Genomic DNA, 20246 nt, shown 5'->3' with positions numbered 1-20246 from the left:
CTACTATCCGGCGTAGTGATCACTACAGATGTTGTGGTCGTGGGCGCGGGGCCGACCGGGCTCATGCTGGCGTGCGAGCTCGCCCTGGCCGGATGTGACGTCACGGTGGTGGAGCAGCGTGCCTCGACGCCCAACATCACGAGGGCGTTCGCGGTGCATGCGCGCACGCTGGAATTGCTCGACGCCCGTGGGCTGACCGACGATCTGTTGCCGCGCGGCGTGCCGGTGTACGAGATCGCGCCGCCCGGCGGCGTCCCGATCAGCCTTGCGGACCTGCCGAGCCGCTACGGCATGCTGCTGATCGTTCCGCAGAGCGGCACCGAGCAGGTGCTGGCTGCCCGCGCCGAAGCGCTCGGCGTGCCGGTGCTCCGGGGCGCGGAGGTGGTAGGACTGACTCGGGACGACGGCGGGGTCACCGTCGACTGCGCCGACGGCCGCACCGTGCGCACCTCGTATGTGGTGGGTTGCGACGGCGCGCACAGCGGCATCCGACGGTTGGCCGGCATCGACTTCGTCGGCAAGCAGTACGAGACGCACATCCTGCTGGCCGACGTGCGCCTGGCGACCGCGCCGTCGGAGACGTTGACCGGCGTGACCAACGAGCGCGGTGTGGTGCTGTTGATCCCGTTCGGAGACGGCTGGTTTCGCGCGATCGCCTGGGACCGTATTCGCGAGCAGGCGCCGTTGTCCGAGCCGGTGTCCCTCGACGAGATCCGCGGCTCGTTCGAGCGCATCGCGGGCGGGGACTACGGCATGACCGAGATGCGATGGAGTTCGCGCTTCCTGTCCGAGCGCAGACAGGCCCGGCGCTACCGGGACGGCCGCGTCTTCCTCGCGGGGGATGCCGCGCACGTGCACTCACCGCTCGGCGGCCAGGGCATGAACACCGGCATCGGCGACGCGATGAACCTGGGCTGGAAGCTGGCGGCCGCGGTCGGCGGTTGGGCACCGTCCTGGCTCCTCGACACGTACCAGGCCGAGCGGCACCCGGTCGGTGCCTCGGTGCTGCGGCTGACCGATGCGTTCAACCAGCTGGTGCTCGGCCGGTCGCGGCTGCAGCGCAGGTTGCAGCGCATCGCCGTCGGCGCGGTGACCCGGATCCCGCGCACGAGGCGGTTCATGGCCGGGCGGTTGAGTGGCATCGGCATCGCGTACGCGCATCCGAACGGCGAGCACCGCATGGTCGGCCGCCGAATGCCCGATGTCGAGTGCGGGGGTACGCGCCTCTATGAGTTGTTGCGCACGGGCAGGTTCGTGGTGGTGACGGCGGAGGCGGTCGACATCGATCGACCCGACGTCGGGCGCGCCGTCGGTGGATATCCGGAACTGCCGGAAGCGCTGCTGGTTCGGCCCGACGGTTATGTGGCGTGGGCCGCGGAGCGGATGCCCGACGCGGCCGAGCTTCGAGCGGCCGTCGACCGGTGGCTGCCGCCGCATCGAACCGACCGTCTCACTATGTGATACGCATCGCATCGGCGCGTGGGTTGAGCCGGCCCGCTCCGGGCGAATCGACACCGGACTCTGGTTCTGACGCAACGCGCTTGCCGGAGCCGTTGCGGGGGACGATCTTGACCGTCGGCACCGCGCCGTAGCGGGCAGGGCCCGTCGCGCTCGCGTGTACCCATCCTGACCATATCGTTTGCCGTAGGCCAACTGACCGACCAGTAAGTTGACGTACCTGAAGTCGGCATAAGTGGACTTATGTTTGGATGATCACCCCGGGCTTTGCCGAAGGCCGACGGCTCCGGTGGTCGTACGCCTCGCGAGCAAATAGCTGGCTGCGGGTGTCATTTCTGGGCATCGTGCGATGCGGCGCTGAGCTGGAGAATTGCTACTTGACCGAAGGTTACTCTCCGGTAGGTTTCCGGCCGACGGGGGAAATTGACGATCCAGAAAGGGTTGACATGCAATTAGCTGCACGCTCATCGTTCGCCGCGGGAGTGGCGGTCATCGGAGCCGGGATCCTTGTCGCGGCCCCCGTGGCCCCGCCCATGCCGGATGTACCCGACGCGCGGGCCACGGTTCGCTCCGCGACGGCTGAGCTGTCTGCGTTCGCCAAGCCGCTCGCCGCGCTGTCGCCGAGCCTCGCGGACGCCTCCGGCTCCACGGGTGGTGTGCTCGGCAGGTCGGTGTTGCAGCCCTCGGTCGCGGCGATTCCCGTGCTGGGACAACTTCCGACCCTCCAGGAACTCCTCGAGGTGGCGTCCGCATTCGCCGCACAGTTCGGCACGGCGCTGTCCGACGCACCGGCCAAGATCCAACTGGCCGTTGAGCAGATCTCCGCCGGTCAGATCACGGCCGGGCTGAACACGCTCGTGGAGATGGTCATCGTCCCGGTGACCGGTCCCGTTCTCGAGGCCATCTTCACCGGCAGCGGGCCGCTGGTCGACCTGGTAGCGCTGCTTCAGCGCCCGTTCGAGGGGGTGCCACCGATCTCGAACGTCATCGGCCTGCTGGCCGACCCGGACTTCCTGCTGACGATCGGGCTCGGTCCCCTGCAGTCCGTCTACGCACTCACCACGGCGATCGGCGGTGCGGCGGAGACGATGCTCGCCGCGGTTGAGGCGGGCGATCCGGGCGCGTTCGTCACCGGCCTGCTCAAGGGCGTCGGCGACGTCACCGAAGCGGTGATCGACCGCCTGCTGAATCCCGGCACGCCTCCCTACGGTTACGACCGCGGGCTGTTCGCGAGCCTGATCGAAGCAGGCAAGATGGTCTTCGCGGCGCTGACCGCACCCGCGGCGGCGCCGAATGTGGCTGCGGTGAGCGCGATTTCGACCGACGCCGTCACCACGGTCACGCTCTCGACCGAACCGGTGTCCGCGGACGTCGAGGCCGAGATCGCCGAGGTGAGCACGCCTGTCGAGGACGAAGCTCCGTCCGCGGCGGCGACCGAGACCGCCGAAGAGGAGGTCACGGTCAGCCCGGCCGTCGAACCCGAAGCGGCCGAGAAGCCCCAGGTCCGGGAGGGCTTCGTGGCCGTGCCCGGTGAGGTCACCGAAGGAGTGCCCGACGACGAGTCGGAAGACGCTGTGGCGGAGACGGATCCGGGGACGGCCGGCGAGGCCGGCTCACCTGCCGAATCGCCGACGTCCGGCCAGGCCGACGGATACGACGGTTCCGGTGACGGCGGCGGTGCGGGCGACGAGGGCAGTTCAGACGACGGCGGTGGCTCCGGCGATAGCGAGTAGACGCGTCACGGTCGGCCCCACCCCTCGCGGGTGGGGCCGACTCACGGCGTCGTCAGCGCGAACCGGATCGGCAGGGCGTGGCCCAGCACGCCGATGCCGGCGCCGAGGATCGGCCAGATCGGCCAGAAGTACCAGGACCCCGCGGACAGCCCGACGGCCAGCCACACCGTCAGGACGATGACGACCATCGCCAGGTAGGCGGCCAGGTGGAACTGCACGCTTCGGCGCGCCGCGCGCCGCCGGGCCTCGCGCCGGCGCGGGTCGGTGCGCTTGAGGTGTTCGACGGGCAGGTCGGCGGTCAGCGCGCGCAGGTCGGCGCGGGTCGGCGCGGTGAAGGCGGTCTGCAGGCGCGACTCGTACTCGGTCATGTCGAGGAAGCCCCCGGCGAGCGCTTGGCCCAGCAGCGTGGCGGTTTTCGCCCGGTCGGCGTCACCGGCACGGACGACGGGTGTGATGGCGGCGGGCATCGAAGCCTCCTTCGATCTTGACAGTGGCAAGTTCTGAGACAGACTATGCCGCGTTAACTAGCCACTGTCAAGATCCAGCCCGGGGCGGGCTTCAGCGTGCGGCGTTGAACGTCCGCAGCGACTCGACCTGGGCCGCGTCCAGTGACGGGCGCACGTTCTGCCGCGCCGTCGCGACGTCGGCCGCGGTGACGTCCGCGGCGTCGATCGAACGGCGCATCGCCGTCAGTGCGGCCTCGCGCAGCAGCGCCACGCAGTCCGCGGCGCTGTAGCCCTCCAGTTCGTCGGCGAGCGCGTCGAGGTCGACGGCCTGATCCCCCTCGGAGGCCAACGGTATCGACTTACCCGCGGTGCGCAGGATCTCGCGGCGGGCCTCGGCGTCGGGCGGTTCGACGAACACCAACTTCTCCAACCGGCCGGGACGCAGCAGCGCAGGGTCGATCAGGTCCGGTCGGTTCGTCGCGCCGAGCACCACCACATCGCGCAGCGGTTCGATGCCGTCGAGCTCGGTCAGCAGCGCGGCGACCACCCGATCGGTGACGCCGGAATCGAAGCTCTGGCCACGCCGCGGCGCCAGCGCATCGATCTCGTCGAGGAACACCAGCGACGGCGCCGAGTCGCGGGCCCGCCGGAACAACTCCCGCACCGCCTTCTCCGACGCGCCGACCCATTTGTCCATCAGCTCAGCACCTTTGACCGCGTGCACCGACAACCGGCCCGAGCTGGCCAGGGCCCGCACCACGAACGTCTTGCCGCAGCCCGGCGGTCCGTACAGCAGCACTCCGCGCGGCGGCGCGACGCCGAGCCGGGCGAAGGTGTCGGGATGCTGCAGCGGCCACAGCACCGCTTCGGTCAGCGCTTGCTTGGTGGCCGCCATGTCGCCGACGTCCTCGAGCGTCACCGAACCGACCGACACCTCTTCGGTGGCCGACCGCGACAGCGGGCGGATGACGGTCGTCGCCCCGAGCAGATCGTCCTGGGTCAGCGCGGGTGGCTCGCCGTCGACGCTGGCGCGCGCGGCCGCCCGCAGTGCCCCTTCCCGGACCAGTGCGGAGAGATCGGCGACGACGAATCCCGGTGTCCGATCGGCGATCGCGTCGAGGTCGAGGTCTTTGGCCGGCACGTCGCGCAGCAGGACCTCGAGCAGCTGCTTGCGAATGGCGCCGTCGGGCAGGCTCAGGCCGAGTTCGCGGTCGCACAGGTCGGGCGCGCGCAGTCGCGGGTCGAGGTTGTCCGGCTGCTGCGACGTCGCGACGAACGCCACGCCGGGGGTGCCTACGGCGGTGCGCAGTTCGGCGAGGATCAGCGTGGCCACCGGCTCGGCGGCGGACGGCAGCAACGCGTCGACGTCGGTGATCAGCAGGACGCCTCCACCGTCGCGGACGGTGGCCACCGCCGACGCCACGCTCGTGAGCCGGTCCTCGGCCCGCAGGGAGCCGACCTCCGGGCCGTCGAGTTCGACGAGACGCCGGTCGGCACACACCGCGCGGACCAGCGCGGCCTTGCCGACGCCGGCGGGCCCGGACACCAGCACACCGAGATTCGCTGTCGCACCGAGTGTTTCGAGAAGCTCGGGCTGGTCGAGCGCCAGCTTGAGCCATTCGGTGAGCCGCTGGGCCTGCGCCTGGGCGCCTTTGAGATCGTCGATGCTGTGCGCCGTGTGCGACTTCTCGGGCGCGGTGACCACGGCCTGGCCGGTACCGGCGGCCGGGCCAGGGGCAACGGGGCTGCCCCAGGTGACCGACGAATTCGGCTGCACGCTCACCGGTCCCGCGGGATCGGTACCCGTCACGGTCAGCAGCTCCGACGTCCACGTGATGCCCACGGAAGAGGCCAGCGCCGCCGCGGCGCGCGACGCCGGGATGTCGGGGCCCAGCTCCCGCGGCAGCAGCGACACGGTGTCACCGACCGTCATCACCTTGCCCAACAGAGCCTGCCGCAGCGTCGCCGACGAGATCGACTGCGTCGCAAGCCTGGATCCGGACAGCGACACCGAGCGCGCGCCGTACACCGTGACGGGTACGACCAGCACGGTGGTGTCCTCCCGCAGCCCGGCGTTGGACAGCGTGACGTCGTCGAGCAACGCCGTTCCGGCCGGCGTGCCCGCGGGCGCCTCGCCGACGACCGCGGCGGTGGTCCGCGAACCCATCAACGACACCGCATCCCACTCCCGGATTCCCAGCGCCGCAATGGCTTCGGGATGCAGGCGGACCACGCCGCGCCGGGAGTCCAGCGCGGAGGTGTTCAGGCGGGCGGTCAGCGTCAGCTGAGGGCGGGGGGTGGGACGGTCGGCCTGCAGTTCGGTCACGTCAGGAGCCCGGCCTGCGCAGTCCGAGGCGGGCCATCGAGCGGCGGTGTGGCTGCGCCCGCCGGATCGCCCGACGCGCCGCGCGCTGTTGGCGCGGCTTGTCGTCCCAGACCTCCGGGTGCGCGGCCAGGAACCGCCGGGTCCGGATCGCGAACGGGATGTGTATGACGTAGGCGGCGATGATGAGCAGGATCACGATGTAGCCGTAGAGAATCGCCGCAGCGACACCGATCGCGAGCAGTGCAAGCAGCGGGGCGACCATGTTGGGCGACACCGAGAACGTGTGGATCTTGCGCATCGGGATGGTGCTGACCACCAGCAGCGAAACGCCGACCATCCAGATGACGACCGCCATCTCGGAGGTCCACCAGCCTTCGCCGAACTGCATCTTCGCCGCGAGCGGGCCGATGGCGCCGATTGCGCCCGCCGGAGCGGGCATTCCGACGAAGTACTTCTTCTCGTAGTCGGGCTTGTCGACGTCGAGCATCGCGTTGAACCGGGCGAGCCGAAGCACGATGCACACGGCGTACAGCAGTACCACGATCCAGCCGACCCGCGACTGCGACAGCAGCGTGCCGTAGACGATGAAAGCCGGTGCGACACCGAAGTTCACCGCATCGGCGAGCGAGTCGATCTCCTCACCCATGCGCGACGTCGCCTTGAGCATGCGCGCGATGCGGCCGTCGAGCGCGTCGAGGATGGCGGCGACGGCCAGAAACGCCATCGCCTCGGTCGGGCGGTCGTCCAGTGCCATCTTGACCGCGGACAGGCCGAGGCAGATCGCGGCGACGGTCATCGCACTGGGCAGGATCTTGAGGCTGACGACGTTTTTCTTGATGCGCGGCTTGATCACGGAGCCGCCCCGGCGGCGACATCAGAGCCCGGCAGCTCGGCCAATACGGTCTCACCCGCAAGGGCGCGCTGGCCCGTCGTCACCATGATGTTCGAGCCGGCCGGCAGGTAGGTGTCGAGCCGGGAGCCGTAGCGGATCAGCCCGTACGTCTGGCCCATCGCCAGCTTGTCGCCGACCTTGGCCTCGCAGACGATGCGGCGGGCCACCAGTCCGGCGATCTGCACGGCGATCACCTCGACGCCGTCGGCCGCGCGGATCAGCACGCTGTTGCGTTCGTTGTCCTCGCTGGCCGCCTCCAGTTCGGCCGAGCCGAACAACCCCGGCCTGTGCACCACCGAGATCACCTCGCCGCCGATCGGTGCGCGCTGCACGTGTGCGTCGAACACCGACAGGAAGATGCTGATGCGCGGTAACGGCGTTGCGGGCAGGCCCAGCTCGGCGGGCGGCTCGACCTCTTCGATCAGGCAGATCAGCCCGTCGGCGGGCGCGACCACCAGGCCGGGCCGGGTGGGTGGCACCCGCGGCGGATGCCGGAAGAACGCCGCGTTGGCGGCGGCCGACGTCAGGCCTGCGCGGCGCAGCCAGCGACTCTTGTACCCGAGCGCGGCGACCGCGAGGCTGGCGCCGACGAACGGCAGGCCGGCCGGGTGCATCGGGGGGATGGTGGTACGGGCCAGCGCCACGAGCCGCGCGGGGCCGGATCTGAGGTCGGGGCGTCTGGCCATCGTGTCGCGATTCTACGGATCCGGGTCGGCGTCGAAACCGCTATGCCAGGTCCCACACATCGACCCGCGACCCCGCCGGCAGCGTGTCGACGTCCTCGCCGATCTCCAGCAGACAGTTCGCCGACGCCAACCAGCGCAGATGATGCGACGCCGGGGGACCGTAGCTGGTGACGGTGTCGCCGTCGAGCACGCCGCGGCGGAACTGCCGCTTGCCGCGCGGCGAGGTGAGGTCTTCGGTCAGCACCGCGGTGCGGCGCGGACGCCCCGGGTTCGGCAGGCCCATCGCGGCGCGCAGCGGGGAGCGGATGAACACCTCGAACGACACCAGCGCGCTGACCGGGTTGCCCGGCAGCGTGACGATCGGCGTGCCGTTCACGACGCCTGAGCCCTGCGGCATTCCCGGCTGCATCGCCACCTTGACGAAGTCCACCGACCCGCCGAGGGCATCCTTGACCACCTCGTACGCGCCCGCGCTGACGCCGCCGGTGGTGACGATCAGATCCGCTTTGGCTGGTTCCGAGCCGACGTGGCGGGTGAGCGTCTGACGGAACGAGTCGACGTCGTCACCGGTCATCGGCGACGCCACCACCTCGGCACCGGCGTCGCGCATGGCCGCCGCGAGCATCACGGCGTTGGACTCGTAGATCTGACCGGGCTGCAGCGGGGTGCCGGGCGCCACCAGCTCGGTGCCGGTGGACATCACCAGCACGCGTTGGCGCGGAATGACGCTCAGCTCCCCGAGACCCAGCGCGGCCGCGAGGCCCAGCGCGGCCGGGGAGACGACCTGGCCGGCGCGCAGCACGGTGCTGCCCGCGGCGACGTCCTCGCCCGCGCGGCGGATGTGCTGGCCCGGCTTGGCGCCCGCGCGGATCTCGACGGTGTCGGTGGCCGCGTTCGTCGCCTCCACCGGGACCACCGCCGTCGCGCCGGACGGCAGCATGGCGCCGGTCATGATGCGGTGCGCCGTACCGGGTTTCAGCGTCAGCATGTCGGTGCGTCCCGCGGGGATGTCCTCGGCGACGGGCAGCAGCACCGGATGCTCGGGCGTGGCGGGCGCGACGTCGTCGGCGAGCACGGCGTATCCGTCCATCGCGGAGTTGTCGAAGCCGGGCAGCGACAGCGGCGCGACGACGTCGTCGGCCAGCACCAAACCGAGGGCGTCGCCGACCGGCATGCTGACCGGGGCGCGCCGGCGCAGCAGTCCCGCGACGACGCGCTGGTGTTCCTCGACGGACCGCATCACAGCGGGTAGGTGACGCCGGTGAGTTCCTCGGACATGGTCCACAGCCGGCGTGCGATGTCCTCGTCGTGCGACTGCGCGCTCGACGCAACGACTTTCGGATGACCTTTGACCTCGCCGAGGCCGTCGGGCCCGTAGTACTGACCGCCCTGCACACCCGGGTCGGTGGCGGCGCGCAGGGTCGGCAGCGCGCCCATCGACGCGGGTTGGGTGGCCATCTTCCAGAGGAAGTCCGGGATGAAACCGGGCAGGTAGCGCATGAGTTCGGTGTCGGAGAAGCCGGGATGGGCGGCGACGGCGATCGTGGGCGCGCCCTTGAGTTTCAGCCGCCGCTGCAGTTCGTAGGTGAACAGCAGGTTGGCCAGCTTGGACTGCCCGTAGGCCTGCACCCGGTGGTAGCCGGTCTCGAAGTGCGGATCCTCGAAGCGGATGCGCGCCAGGATCCGGTGGCCGACGCTGCTGACCGTGACGATGCGCGAGCCGTCCACGCTCAGCAGGTGGTCGAGCAGCAGTCCGGTCAGCGCGAAGTGGCCGAGGTGATTGGTGCCGAACTGCATCTCGAAGCCGTCCGCGGTGGTTTCGCGCGTCGGCACGTACATCACGCCGGCGTTGTTGATCAGCAGGTCGATACGGGGGTGGGTGGCGCGCAGTTCGTCGGCGGCCTTGCGGATGCCGGCCAGCGACGACAGGTCGAGTTGTTGCAGTGCGACGACGGCGTTCGGGGTCGTCTTCTTGATGCTCTCGACGGCCTCGGCGCCCTTGTCGAGGTTGCGCACCGCCAGCACCACGTGCGCGCCCTTCTCGGCGAGGATGGCCGCGGTGTCGTAGCCCAGGCCGCTGTTCGCACCGGTGACGATAGCGGTCCGACCGGATTGGTCACCGATGTCGGCCGCGGTCCATTTGCTGCCCATGGTGATCAACATACTCAGCGGCCGCAAAGGCCGCGGTTACATACGCTGGACGGCAAATGACCGCACTCGTCGACCCCGCCAACAAGCCGAGCCGCAAGGCGCCGGTGGTATGGGCGCTCGGCGCGGCCGTTCCCTGGGGGGCGCTGGCGCTCGGCCAACTGGTGTGGTTCGCCGTCGACGGCCGCATGCCGTGGGTGCACGCCGCGGCCGCCGTGGGCACGGTGCTGGGCATCGTGCTGTTCGTGATGGTGGTGCCGTGGTGGCGCTACCGCGTGCATCGGTGGGACATCGACGCGCGGGCCGTCTACACCCGCTCGGGATGGCTCACCCAGGAGCGCCGCATCGCGCCGGTCTCGCGGGTGCAGACCGTGGACACCGAACGGGGGCCGCTGGACCGCATGTTCGGCCTCGCCACCGTCACCGTGACCACCGCGTCGTCGGCGGGCGCGGTGCGCATCGCGGCACTCGACGCCGATGTGGCCGACCGGATCGTCGCCCAGCTGACAGACAACGCGGCCATCGGCGACCAGGACGCGACGTGACCGGTCCCGCCGACGCCTGGCACCGGCTCAGCCCGCGGATGCTGCTGGCGCAACCGGTGCACGAGGTGCTGCGGCAGATCCCGGTCATCGTCGGCACGCTGGTGCTGGGCGCGGCGACCGGCAACCCGGTCGTGGCGTTCGCGGCGCTCGCGCTGACGGTCGGTGTCGGGCTCGCCCGTTGGTTCACCACCAGCTATCGCATCGGTCCCGGTGACCTCCAGCTGCGCACGGGATTGCTGCAACGCAAGGTTCTCTCGCTGCCGCGCAACAGAATACGATCGGTGTCGACCGACGCGCGGCTGCTGCACCGGCTGCTCGGCCTGACCGTGCTGCGGGTCAGCACCGGCCAGGAGGCCACGGGTGATGCCGCGTTCGCGCTCGACGGCGTGCCCGCGGGGCAGGTGCCGCAGTTGCGCGCGCTCCTGCTGGCCGACTCCCTGGCATCCGACGACGGCGAGCCCGTCGCCGCCGGCAGGGTGCTGGCACGATGGAAACCGTCGTGGCTGCGCTACAGCGCGCTCAGCTTCACCGGCCTGGCGATGATCGTGGCTGCGGCCGGGCTGGTGTACCAGGCGGGAGCCGAAGCGGCCCTGCGTGATTCGCGGCTGGCCGAGGCCGGATTGGATGCCGCCGAGCGCCTCGGCGTGGTGGCCAGCGTCGCACTCGCCGCGGTGGTCCTGGTACTGGCCTCGGTCGTGCTGTCGGTGCTGCAATCCCTACTGGCCTACGGAAACCTCGAACTGCGACGCGATTTCGACGTGCTGCACCTGCGGCACGGCCTGATCCGGGTGCGCGAGCACACCTTCGACATGCGCCGGTTGCGCGGCGGCACACTGCGGGAACCGTTGCTGGTGCGGTTGTTCGGCGGTGCACGTCTGGACGCGGTGATGACCGGGGTGGCCGGCGCCGGCGAAGCGTCGATGCTGCTGCCACCGTGTCCGAAGGCGACGGCCGAGACGGTGCTGACGGATCTGATCGAGCGGCCCGACGCGGTGAGCGGACCGCTGCGCGGGCACGGTCCCGCCGCGACGCGCCGACGCTGGACCAGGGCGCTGGGCGTGCCCGCGGTGGCGGCGGTGGTGTTGGCGCTCGGGCCGGCACCGGCCTGGGTGTGGGCGGTCTGGGCGGTGGCCACGGCGTGCTGTGCGGCACTGGCCGCCGACCGCGCGCGGTCGCTGGGCCACCGCGTCGCGGCCGGCTGGTTGGTCGCGCGGACCGGCAGCCTGCAGCGTCGACGCGACTGCATCGCCGGCACGGGCATCATCGGCTGGACCGTGCGGCAGACGCTGATGCAGAGGCGCTCCGGGGTGGCGACCCTGGTGGCCGCGACTGCCGCGGGCGTCAAGCGGTATCAGGTCATCGACGTACCCGCCGAGTTGGCGTGGTCCGTCGCAGCCGAGGCGTCGCCGTGGGTGGCCGACACTCGCTGGGCGCGGTCCGACTTGCGCTGATCCGATTGCGGTTTACTGTCGGGCCATGGCTATCGGTGGTGTGCTGTTCGACATCGATGGTGTGCTGGTGACGTCGTGGCGGCCGATCCCCGGCGCCGCCGAAACCGTGCGCGCGTTGGCCGACAACCAGATCGCGTGCTCCTTCCTGACCAACACGACCACCCGCACCCGGGTGCAGATCGCCGAACTGCTCACCGAGGCGGGCATGCAGGTCCGCCCCGACGAGGTCATCACCGCGGCGGTGCTGACGGCGGAGTACGTGCGCGACCGCTTTCCCGACGCGCGGTGCTTCCTGGTCAACAGCGGGCAGATCGGCGAGGACATGCCCGGCATCGACATCGTCTACTCGGGCGAGTTCGCCGGCCCGCAGGCCCCCGAGACGCCCGACGTGGTGCTGCTCGGCGGCGCCGGCCCGGAGTACAGTCACCTGACCTTGTCGTGGGTGTACGACTGGATGGCTCAGGGGGTGCCGGTGGTCGCGATGCACCGCAGCACCGCGTGGACCACGACCGACGGGCTGCGCATCGACACCGGCATGTACCTGATCGGCATGGAGGAAACGTCGGGGCGCAAGGCCACGGCCGTCGGCAAGCCCGCACCCGAGGGGTTCCTCGCGGCGGCGAGCCGGCTCGGCGTGGAGGCCGACGAGATGTACATGGTCGGCGACGATCTCAACAACGATGTGCTCGCCGCTCAGGTGGTCGGCATGACGGGAGTGCTGGTGCGCACGGGCAAATTTCGGCAGGACACCTTGGACCGTTGGGCCGCAGACGATTTCGCGATGCAGCCCACTCACGTGATCGACTCTGTGGCCGATCTGCCGGAGCTGCTCGGGCTGTAGCGGTGGCGATGTGGCAGCGGGTGCAGCAGAAGTTGCTGCAACGAGGGATCAACACCTGGCTCGAACTCGTGCTGTGGCTGACGTTGGTCTACACCGTCATCGGCGTCGGTTACGCGATGCTGCACATCGAGCTCATCGGCCAGCTCGAGCACGCGCTCAGCGACGAGTTCTCGGTCTTCGCCAACATCGCATCACTGGCCGTGGCGGTCGCGCTGTGGCCGCTGCTGCTCGGCACGTCGCTGGTGTGCGGCGTGGCCGGCTGCGGAATGGTCTAGCGATGACTTCCCGCCGCAGCCGCGGTCTGCACCGGCATGACTGAAGAACGCCTGCGGGCCACCGCCAACGTCAACGCCCCGATCGAGACCGTGTTCGACGTGCTCGCCGACCCGTCGACACATCAAGCCATCGACGGCACCGGCTGGGTGCGCGAATCCCTCGACGGCAAGCCGCTCACAGAACAGGGCCAGATCTTCCGGATGGCGATGTACCACTCGAATCCGAACTATCCCGTCAAGGACTACGAGATGGCCAACAGGGTCGAGGTTCTCGACCGACCACACGCAATCGGGTGGCAGCCCGGGCAGGGTCCCGACGACGACCACCTCGAGTTCGGCGGATGGTGGTGGCGCTACGACCTGACCTCGCTCGGTCCGAACTCGACCGCAGTGACGCTGTCCTACGACTGGTCTGCCGTGCCGGCTCAACTGCGCGAGGCCATCCAGTTCCCGCCGTTCGACCCGTCGCATCTCGACAACTCGCTGAAGAACCTGGCCGAGCTGGCCGAGAATCGCTAGGCCTGCAGGGTGCGCACCGCCTCGATGCGCGCCTGCAGCTGATCGGTGGTGGCCGCCGCAACCGGTGGGCCACCGCAGATCCTGCGCAGCTCGTTGTGTATCCAGCCGTGCGGCTTGCCGGTGCGATGGTGGGCGATCGACACCAGCGCGTTGAGCTCGCGGCGCAGCTCGCGCAGCTGGCCGTGCCTCGAGACCCGCGGCGTCTCACCCGACGCGGTCTGGCGAGTCAACTGTTCTTCCTGCCTGCGCCGCAACAGGTCTCGCATCTGCGCGGCGTCCAGCAGGCCCGGGATGCCGAGGTAGTCGGCCTCGTCCTCGCTGCCCACCGGGGCGGCGGTGCCGAACGAGGAGCCGTCGAAGATCACCTGGTCGAGTTCGGCGTCGGCGCCCAGCATCTCGAAGCCCTTGTCGAGGTCGTCGGCTTCGTTGCGCTCCTTGTTGGCGTCGTCGAGGAGGTCGTCGTCCCATTCGCCCTGCGACTCGCGGTGCGGCTTGCCCAGCACGTGGTCGCGTTGTGCCTCCATCTCGCTGGCCAGGTCGAGCAGCGCCGGAACCGAGGGCAGGAAGATGCTCGCGGTCTCGCCGGGACGGCGGGACCGGACGTAACGACCGATCGCCTGGGCGAAGAACAGCGGGGTCGACGCGCTGGTGGCGTACACGCCGACGGCCAGCCTCGGCACGTCGACACCTTCGGACACCATGCGCACCGCCACCAGCCAGCGGCTGGTGCCCGCCGCGAATGTGGCGATCCGGTCCGAGGACCCGGGATCGTCGGAGAGCACGACCGTGGGCGGCTCGCCGGTCAGCCGGCCGAGCACGTCGGCGTAGGCGCGGGCCGCCTTCTGGTCCGAAGCGATCACCATCGCGCCGGCGTCGGGGACACCGCCGTTGCGCAGCTGCGTGAGCCGGGTGTCGGCGGCCTGCAGCACGGCCGGGATCCACTCGCCGTGGGGGTTGAGCACCGTGCGCCACGCACGCGCGGTCTGCTCGGCGTTGAGCGGTTCGCCCAGGCGTGCGGCGTACACGACGTCTTCGCTGCCGGCGCGCTCACGCCAGCGTGCCTCCCCGGCGTAGGCCATGAACACCACGGGCCGCACGACGCCGTCGGCCAGCGCGTCGGCGTAGCCGTAGACGTGATCGGCCCGTGAGCGCTGCACGCCGTCACCGTCGGGTTCGTAGGTGACGAACGAGATCGGGCTGTCGTCGCTGCGGAACGGCGTGCCGGTCAGCGACAGCCTGCGGGTGGCGTCGCTGAACGCCTCGCGCATCGAGTCGCCCCAACTCTTCGCGTCGCCGCCGTGGTGGATCTCGTCGAAGATGACGAGCGTGCGGTAGTTCTCGGTGCGGACCCGGTGCCGGGTCGGGTGGCTGGCCACCTGCGCGTAGGTGACGACGACACCGTGATACTCCGAGGACGTGTGCGCCGCGCTGTTGGAGAACTTCGGGTCGAGCGCGATGCCGAACCGGGCGGCGGCCAGGGCCCACTGGATCTTGAGGTGTTCGGTGGGTACGACGACGGTCAGGCGCTCGACGGTGCCGTCGGCCAGCAGCTCGCCGGCGACCCGCAGGGCAAACGTCGTCTTGCCCGCGCCAGGCGTGGCCACAGCCAGAAAATCACGCGGTCTGGCGCCAAGGTACCGCACCAATGCCCGACGCTGCCAGCTTCGCAAAGCCTGGGTGTCGGGCGCTGCATCTGCCCGCACCCAAGGACTCCTCACTGATCGGACAGCAGCCTAGCGCAACGGATTACGGCCACGCATCTTGTGCAGAGCGTGTCGTCGGCGTGTCACTCCACGAAGTGATTGTCGTTGCGAACGAACCACTCGCGGCGTTCGTCGTCGGTCAACTCGCCGAGCTGGGCCAGACCCTCGAAGTAGTGCTCACGGGGTGCCCCTGGAGCAAACAACATCAGAATCGATGTCGGCTCGTCGGCCTCGTTGCGGAAGCCGTGGATGCCGCCGGGCGGGACGTAGAGGAAGTCGTTCGGGTGCCCGTCGACCCAGTCGTTGCCATCGTAGAGCTTGACGGTGCCCGAGAGCACGAAGAACGCCTCGCTCATCGCGCGGTGGAAGTGCGGGCCCGGCCCGCCGCCCTTGGAGGCGATCTCGACGCGGTAGAGGCCGTAGTCGCCGTCGGTCGCCCGCTGGTTCGCCAGGTAGTGGTACTTCACCAGACCGAAGGACTCGTAGTCCGCAGGATCGTCACCGCGTCTGATCCACGCGCTGACTTCCGGCTGATCCTTGGTGTAGCGCGCCGGCGGGTATGGCGGCACATTGCGCGGATCCACGACGAGTGACATCGCCCGTCAGCATATCCACGACGAGTTCCCCAGCGCCTGTCACCGATGTGAAAGGCTGTGCCGCACTATTCGCCGTCGCCGGCCGAGCGGGAGATCAACGGGATGGCTGTATCGCGCAGGTGGCTCGTACGCGTGATCGCATTGATGTCTCTGCTACTGGCGATCGCAACAGCGGCTAACCCGGTCGGCGCCGCCGAGGAAGCCGTCTTGATTCCCGGAGCCACCGTCTTCAAGAAGATCAACCCGTTCTATCCGATTATTGCCAAGAGCTATCGGAACATCGGCATCAACCTCCACGACGATGACGACCCCCTGGTGGTCGACTACTCGCAGGATCCGCTCGCCACCGAACACGCGCTTCGGGACGGGGTCGAGCGAGCGGACGTCGCCGTCCGTGAGATCGACGGGAAAGTGGTCGTCATCGGCGAATCGATGGGGAGCATGGTTGCGTCGAGACTCGCAACCCGGCTGGCCGACAGTTCTGATCCCCTGTCCCCGAACGACATCCGGTTCGTCCTGATCGCCTCGCCGGAGGAAGGCGTCGCGCAGTACTTCAAGGAGGGCACGTACATCCCCCTGCTGAATTACCGGGTCAGCCGCGTTCCGAGGTCCCCCTACCCGACCACGGTCGTGATTGGCGAATACGACGGCTGGGCCGATCCGCCCGATCGCCCGTGGAACCTGATTTCACTCGCCAACGCGGCGCTGGGCGTGGTCTACGTCCATGGGCCGGCCAGCTGGGATGTCGATCTCCGCGACGTGCCGCCCGAGAACACGACCGTCGACGGGACGGTCACCACCTATCTCGTCCCGACCAAGAACCTCCCGCTGACGCGGCCGTTCCGCGATGTCGGCATCCCCGACGGCTGGGTCGACAAGGCCGATCAGATTCTTCGTCCCATCGTCGATGCCGGCTATCGCCGCCACGACCGGCCTGGTGACACGCGTCCGTACCTGTCCGACGGCAGGATCCGCCGCAACGTTCAAAGTGCGCAGCAGGCCCGCGAACAGAGCCGTGCGGAGGCCGGTGGCGATGACGAGCAGAGTGAGGACCCCGGACGGCCGCGGCAGATCGCAGACGATGATCGGCCCGACCAGAACGACGCGGAGGTGCAGGAAGCGGCGACCGGCCTCGATGGGCAGGAGTCGGAAAGCGATACAGCGGACCGGCGGGCGGATGTCGGATGACCCGCCCACCGCCCGCCTGCCATGTCAGGACATCACGGGGACGGGGAAGGTGACTGACGTCAGCTCTTCGGACAGCGTCCACAGCCGGCGCTGGGCGTCGACGTCGTAGGACGCCTCGCTGGACGTCACCACCTTCGGGTGGCCGCGCTGCTCGCCCAGCCCGTCCGGACCGAAGTACTGCCCGCCGAGTACGCCGGGGTCGGTCGCGGCCCGCAGTGTCGGCAGTGCGCCCACGTCGGGGCCCTGCATCAGCGGCGCGAGAGCGCCGAAGAACAACCGCAGAGGCAGCGGTGTGTTCCGGGCCAGTTCGGTGTTCGACCCGCCGGGATGGGCCGCGGCGGCGATGGTGTGCGTGCCCGCGAGCCGGCGCTGCAGTTCGTAGGTGAACATCAGGTTGGCCAGCTTGCTCTGGCCGTAGGCGCCGACGCGGCTGTAGTCGCGTTCGGACTGCAGATCGTCGAAGCGGACGCCGCTGACGAAGCGGTGACCCTGGCTGCTGACCGTCACCACCCGCGACCCGGGCGCCGCCAGCACCCGGTCGAGCAGCAGCCCGGTCAGGGCGAAATGGCCCAGATGGTTGGTGCCGAACTGCAGCTCGAAGCCGTCCTTGGTGGTGGACTTCGGCGTGAACATCACCCCGGCGTTGTTGATGAGCAGATCGACGGCCTGGTGATTGGCGTTGAGCTGCTCGGCCGCGGTGCGCACCGAGTCCAGCGACGTGAGGTCCAGCTCCTGCAGCTCGACCTGGGCGCCCGGGGTGGCCTGCTCGATGCGGCGGGCCGCATCCTTGCCCTTGTCGAGATTGCGCACCGCCAGCACGACGCGCGCACCCTTGGCGGCGAGCGCGGCCGCGGTCTGGTAACCGAGGCCGGTGTTGGCACCGGTGATGACGGCCGTCCGGCCGGTCTGGTCGGGAATGTCGGTGGCGTTCCAACTAGATGATGAAGCCATGAAATCTCCTCGCTAAGGTAAGCGGAGCGTGCGCCCCGGTTGTTTCCAACTATACGGAACGCACGCCCCGCTTATTTCCATTCCCGAGGTGACACCGATGTCTGATGCGAGCCGGCCGCTGCGTGCCGATGCGGCCCGGAACCGCGCCCGCGTGCTCGAGGTCGCCTACGACACGTTCGCCGCGGAGGGGCTGTCGGTTCCGATCGACGAGATCGCCCGTCGCGCCGGCGTCGGAGCGGGCACGGTGTACCGGCACTTTCCGACCAAGGACGATCTGTTCCGCGCCGTGGTCGAGGACCGCATCAACCGCATCGTCGAGGAGGGCCGCGCGGTGGCGCAGGGCGAGGACCCGGCCGACGGACTGTTCCTCTTCCTTCGCTCGGTGGTGCTGCAGTGGGGCGCGACCGATCAGGGGCTCAAGGAAGCGCTGGCCGGTTCCGGTGTCCACATCGAGGCGGTCAAGGAGGAGACCGAAGAGTCGTTCCTCGGCGTCCTGGCCGACCTGCTGGAAAAGGCGCAACGAGGGGGAACCGCGCGGGACGACCTGGACGTGCGCGACGTGAAGGCCATCCTGGCTGGCTGCTTCGCGATCCAGGCTGCATCGCCCGACTCGGCGGGCCGACTCGTCGACGTCGTATTGCAGGGTCTTCGCCCGACGTGAACGACCTTGCACTCTCCCTGGTCGAGTGCTAAGAATGCAGTTGGCACTCGCGACCGGCGAGTGCTAGGTCGGGCCGGTGAGGCAGCGGGCCGCATTCTGCGGAGCACACCCGAGCCGTCCGTCGCGGGCACTGCACCCGACCGAAAAGACGTGCATCCCCAATCCGGAGGAACACTTCGCAATGGCCAAGACAATTGCGTATGACGAAGAGGCCCGCCGGGGCCTCGAGCGGGGCTTGAACGCCCTCGCCGACGCGGTAAAGGTCACGTTGGGCCCCAAGGGTCGCAACGTCGTCCTCGAGAAGAAGTGGGGCGCCCCCACGATCACCAACGATGGCGTGTCCATCGCCAAGGAGATCGAGCTGGAGGACCCGTACGAGAAGATCGGCGCCGAGCTGGTCAAGGAAGTCGCCAAGAAGACCGACGACGTCGCGGGCGACGGCACCACCACCGCCACCGTGCTGGCCCAGGCGCTCGTGCGCGAGGGGCTGCGCAACGTCGCGGCCGGCGCCAACCCGATGGCGCTCAAGCGCGGCATCGAGAAGGCTGTCGAGAAGATCACCGAGACGCTTCTGAAGTCGGCCAAGGAGGTCGAGACCAAGGAGCAGATCGCTGCCACCGCCGCGATCTCGGCCGCCGACACCCAGATCGGTGAGCTCATCGCCGAGGCCATGGACAAGGTCGGCAACGAGGGCGTCATCACCGTCGAGGAGAGCAACACCTTCGGGCTGCAGCTCGAGCTGACCGAGGGCATGCGCTTCGACAAGGGCTACATCTCGGGTTACTTCGTCACCGACGCCGAGCGCCAGGAAGCGGTCCTCGAGGATCCGTACATCCTGCTGGTCTCCTCGAAGATCTCGACCGTCAAGGACCTGCTGCCGCTGCTGGAGAAGGTCATCCAGTCCGGCAAGCCGCTGCTGATCATCGCCGAGGACGTCGAGGGCGAGGCGCTGTCCACCCTGGTCGTCAACAAGATCCGCGGCACCTTCAAATCCGTCGCCGTCAAGGCCCCGGGCTTCGGTGACCGCCGCAAGGCGATGCTGCAGGACATGGCCATCCTCACCGGTGGCCAGGTCATCAGCGAAGAGGTCGGTTTGTCACTCGAGACCGCCGACGTCTCGCTGCTGGGCAGCGCCCGCAAGGTGGTCATCACCAAGGACGAGACCACCATCGTCGAGGGTGCCGGTGACTCCGACGCCATCGCCGGCCGGGTGGCCCAGATCCGCGCCGAGATCGAGAACAGCGATTCGGACTACGACCGCGAGAAGCTGCAGGAGCGCCTGGCCAAGCTGGCCGGCGGTGTTGCGGTGATCAAGGCCGGCGCCGCCACCGAGGTCGAGCTCAAGGAGCGCAAGCACCGCATCGAGGACGCCGTCCGCAACGCCAAGGCCGCTGTGGAAGAGGGCATCGTCAGCGGTGGCGGTGTCGCGCTGCTGCAGGCCGCCCCGGCGCTCGACGAGCTCAAGCTCACCGGTGACGAGGCGACCGGCGCGAACATCGTGCGCGTCGCACTGTCGGCCCCGCTGAAGCAGATCGCCTTCAACGGTGGCCTGGAGCCGGGCGTCGTCGCCGAGAAGGTCGCCAACTCGCCCGCCGGCACCGGCCTGAACGCCGCCACCGGTGAGTACGAGGACCTGCTCAAGGCCGGCGTGGCCGACCCGGTGAAGGTGACGCGTTCGGCGCTGCAGAACGCGGCGTCCATCGCGGCGCTGTTCCTGACCACCGAGGCCGTCGTCGCCGACAAGCCGGAGAAGGCGGCCGCTGGTCCGGCCGACCCGACCGGTGGCATGGGCGGCATGGACTTCTAGTCTCTGGTCGACGGAAAAGC

General features: G+C 69.5%; 19 protein-coding genes. 10 read left to right on the top strand and 9 right to left on the bottom strand.

Features of this window, described 5'->3' with window-relative positions:
- Positions 1 to 15: 15 nt before the first annotated feature.
- Both ABGB19_RS10760 and ABGB19_RS10755 read left to right on the top strand, forming a co-directional pair.
- Complete coding sequence (locus tag ABGB19_RS10760) at positions 16 to 1461, top strand: FAD-dependent oxidoreductase (protein WP_347685932.1); 1446 nt, start codon at positions 16 to 18, stop codon at positions 1459 to 1461.
- A gap of 443 nt (positions 1462 to 1904) precedes the next feature.
- Positions 1905 to 3191, top strand: coding sequence for a hypothetical protein (locus ABGB19_RS10755; protein ID WP_347685931.1), 1287 nt, complete (start codon positions 1905 to 1907; stop codon positions 3189 to 3191).
- 41 nt (positions 3192 to 3232) lie between these two features.
- On the opposite strand, the gene ABGB19_RS10750 is transcribed toward ABGB19_RS10755, so the two are convergent.
- The 6 genes from ABGB19_RS10750 to ABGB19_RS10725 form a co-directional block, all read right to left on the bottom strand.
- On the bottom strand, positions 3233 to 3658 hold the full coding sequence (locus ABGB19_RS10750) for a DUF1707 domain-containing protein (RefSeq protein ID WP_347685930.1): 426 nt from the start codon (positions 3656 to 3658) through the stop codon (positions 3233 to 3235).
- Between the two features lie 91 nt (positions 3659 to 3749).
- Positions 3750 to 5954 carry an AAA family ATPase gene (locus ABGB19_RS10745; protein ID WP_347686229.1) on the bottom strand — a complete coding sequence of 735 codons (2205 nt, stop codon included), beginning with the start codon at positions 5952 to 5954 and terminating at the stop codon, positions 3750 to 3752.
- Positions 5955 to 5964: 10 nt separating this feature from the next.
- On the bottom strand, positions 5965 to 6816 hold the full coding sequence (pssA, locus tag ABGB19_RS10740) for a CDP-diacylglycerol--serine O-phosphatidyltransferase (protein WP_347685929.1): 852 nt from the start codon (positions 6814 to 6816) through the stop codon (positions 5965 to 5967).
- On the bottom strand, positions 6813 to 7541 hold the full coding sequence (locus ABGB19_RS10735; protein ID WP_347685928.1) for a phosphatidylserine decarboxylase: 729 nt from the start codon (positions 7539 to 7541) through the stop codon (positions 6813 to 6815). Before ABGB19_RS10735 ends, pssA begins: the two co-directional genes overlap by 4 nt.
- 40 nt (positions 7542 to 7581) lie before the next feature.
- Positions 7582 to 8781 carry a gephyrin-like molybdotransferase Glp gene (gene glp, locus ABGB19_RS10730; protein WP_347686228.1) on the bottom strand — a complete coding sequence of 400 codons (1200 nt, stop codon included), beginning with the start codon at positions 8779 to 8781 and terminating at the stop codon, positions 7582 to 7584.
- A complete protein-coding gene (locus ABGB19_RS10725; protein ID WP_347685927.1) occupies positions 8781 to 9692 on the bottom strand; it encodes an SDR family NAD(P)-dependent oxidoreductase in 912 nt (303 codons plus the stop codon). The genes glp and ABGB19_RS10725 overlap by 1 nt, the downstream gene beginning before the upstream one ends.
- Positions 9693 to 9748: 56 nt before the next feature.
- Here ABGB19_RS10725 and ABGB19_RS10720 point away from each other — a divergent pair, with 56 nt between their 5' ends.
- From ABGB19_RS10720 to ABGB19_RS10700, 5 genes are read left to right on the top strand one after another with little or no spacing between them, the layout of a single operon-like run.
- The gene (locus ABGB19_RS10720) at positions 9749 to 10234 is read left to right on the top strand and encodes a PH domain-containing protein (protein WP_347685926.1); all 486 of its coding nucleotides are present in this window, start codon (positions 9749 to 9751) and stop codon (positions 10232 to 10234) included.
- A 38-nt stretch (positions 10235 to 10272) separates the two neighbouring features.
- Positions 10273 to 11685 carry a PH domain-containing protein gene (locus ABGB19_RS10715; protein WP_347686227.1) on the top strand — a complete coding sequence of 471 codons (1413 nt, stop codon included), beginning with the start codon at positions 10273 to 10275 and terminating at the stop codon, positions 11683 to 11685.
- 25 nt (positions 11686 to 11710) lie between these two features.
- Positions 11711 to 12526, top strand: coding sequence for an HAD-IIA family hydrolase (locus tag ABGB19_RS10710; RefSeq protein WP_347685925.1), 816 nt, complete (start codon positions 11711 to 11713; stop codon positions 12524 to 12526).
- Positions 12527 to 12534: 8 nt separating this feature from the next.
- The gene (locus ABGB19_RS10705) at positions 12535 to 12801 is read left to right on the top strand and encodes an addiction module protein (protein ID WP_347685924.1); all 267 of its coding nucleotides are present in this window, start codon (positions 12535 to 12537) and stop codon (positions 12799 to 12801) included.
- A 36-nt stretch (positions 12802 to 12837) separates the two neighbouring features.
- A complete protein-coding gene (locus tag ABGB19_RS10700) occupies positions 12838 to 13320 on the top strand; it encodes a polyketide cyclase (RefSeq protein ID WP_347685923.1) in 483 nt (160 codons plus the stop codon).
- On the opposite strand, the gene ABGB19_RS10695 is transcribed toward ABGB19_RS10700, so the two are convergent.
- Positions 13317 to 15023 carry a DEAD/DEAH box helicase gene (locus ABGB19_RS10695; protein ID WP_347685922.1) on the bottom strand — a complete coding sequence of 569 codons (1707 nt, stop codon included), beginning with the start codon at positions 15021 to 15023 and terminating at the stop codon, positions 13317 to 13319. The genes ABGB19_RS10700 and ABGB19_RS10695 overlap by 4 nt on opposite strands.
- An 83-nt stretch (positions 15024 to 15106) precedes the next feature.
- Positions 15107 to 15619, bottom strand: a complete 513-nt coding sequence (locus ABGB19_RS10690; RefSeq protein WP_347685921.1) for a cupin domain-containing protein — start codon at positions 15617 to 15619, stop codon at positions 15107 to 15109.
- 57 nt (positions 15620 to 15676) lie between these two features.
- On the opposite strand from ABGB19_RS10690, the gene ABGB19_RS10685 reads away from it, so the two are divergent.
- Positions 15677 to 16807, top strand: a complete 1131-nt coding sequence (locus ABGB19_RS10685; protein ID WP_347685920.1) for a PE-PPE domain-containing protein — start codon at positions 15677 to 15679, stop codon at positions 16805 to 16807.
- 24 nt (positions 16808 to 16831) lie between these two features.
- Here the strand turns inward: ABGB19_RS10685 and ABGB19_RS10680 are convergent, their stop codons facing one another.
- Positions 16832 to 17758, bottom strand: coding sequence for an SDR family NAD(P)-dependent oxidoreductase (locus ABGB19_RS10680; RefSeq protein ID WP_347685919.1), 927 nt, complete (start codon positions 17756 to 17758; stop codon positions 16832 to 16834).
- A 97-nt stretch (positions 17759 to 17855) separates the two neighbouring features.
- Here ABGB19_RS10680 and ABGB19_RS10675 point away from each other — a divergent pair, with 97 nt between their 5' ends.
- Both ABGB19_RS10675 and groL read left to right on the top strand, forming a co-directional pair.
- On the top strand, positions 17856 to 18419 hold the full coding sequence (locus ABGB19_RS10675) for a TetR/AcrR family transcriptional regulator (protein WP_347685918.1): 564 nt from the start codon (positions 17856 to 17858) through the stop codon (positions 18417 to 18419).
- 181 nt (positions 18420 to 18600) lie between these two features.
- Positions 18601 to 20226: a chaperonin GroEL gene (gene groL, locus ABGB19_RS10670; RefSeq protein ID WP_347685917.1), complete on the top strand. Its 1626-nt coding sequence runs from the start codon at positions 18601 to 18603 to the stop codon at positions 20224 to 20226.
- Positions 20227 to 20246: the final 20 nt, after the last annotated feature.

The sequence above is a fragment of the Mycobacterium sp. B14F4 genome, from assembly GCF_039871645.1.
In the GTDB taxonomy this organism is placed as follows: domain Bacteria; phylum Actinomycetota; class Actinomycetes; order Mycobacteriales; family Mycobacteriaceae; genus Mycobacterium.
This window is presented reverse-complemented; position numbering and strand designations above follow the sequence as displayed.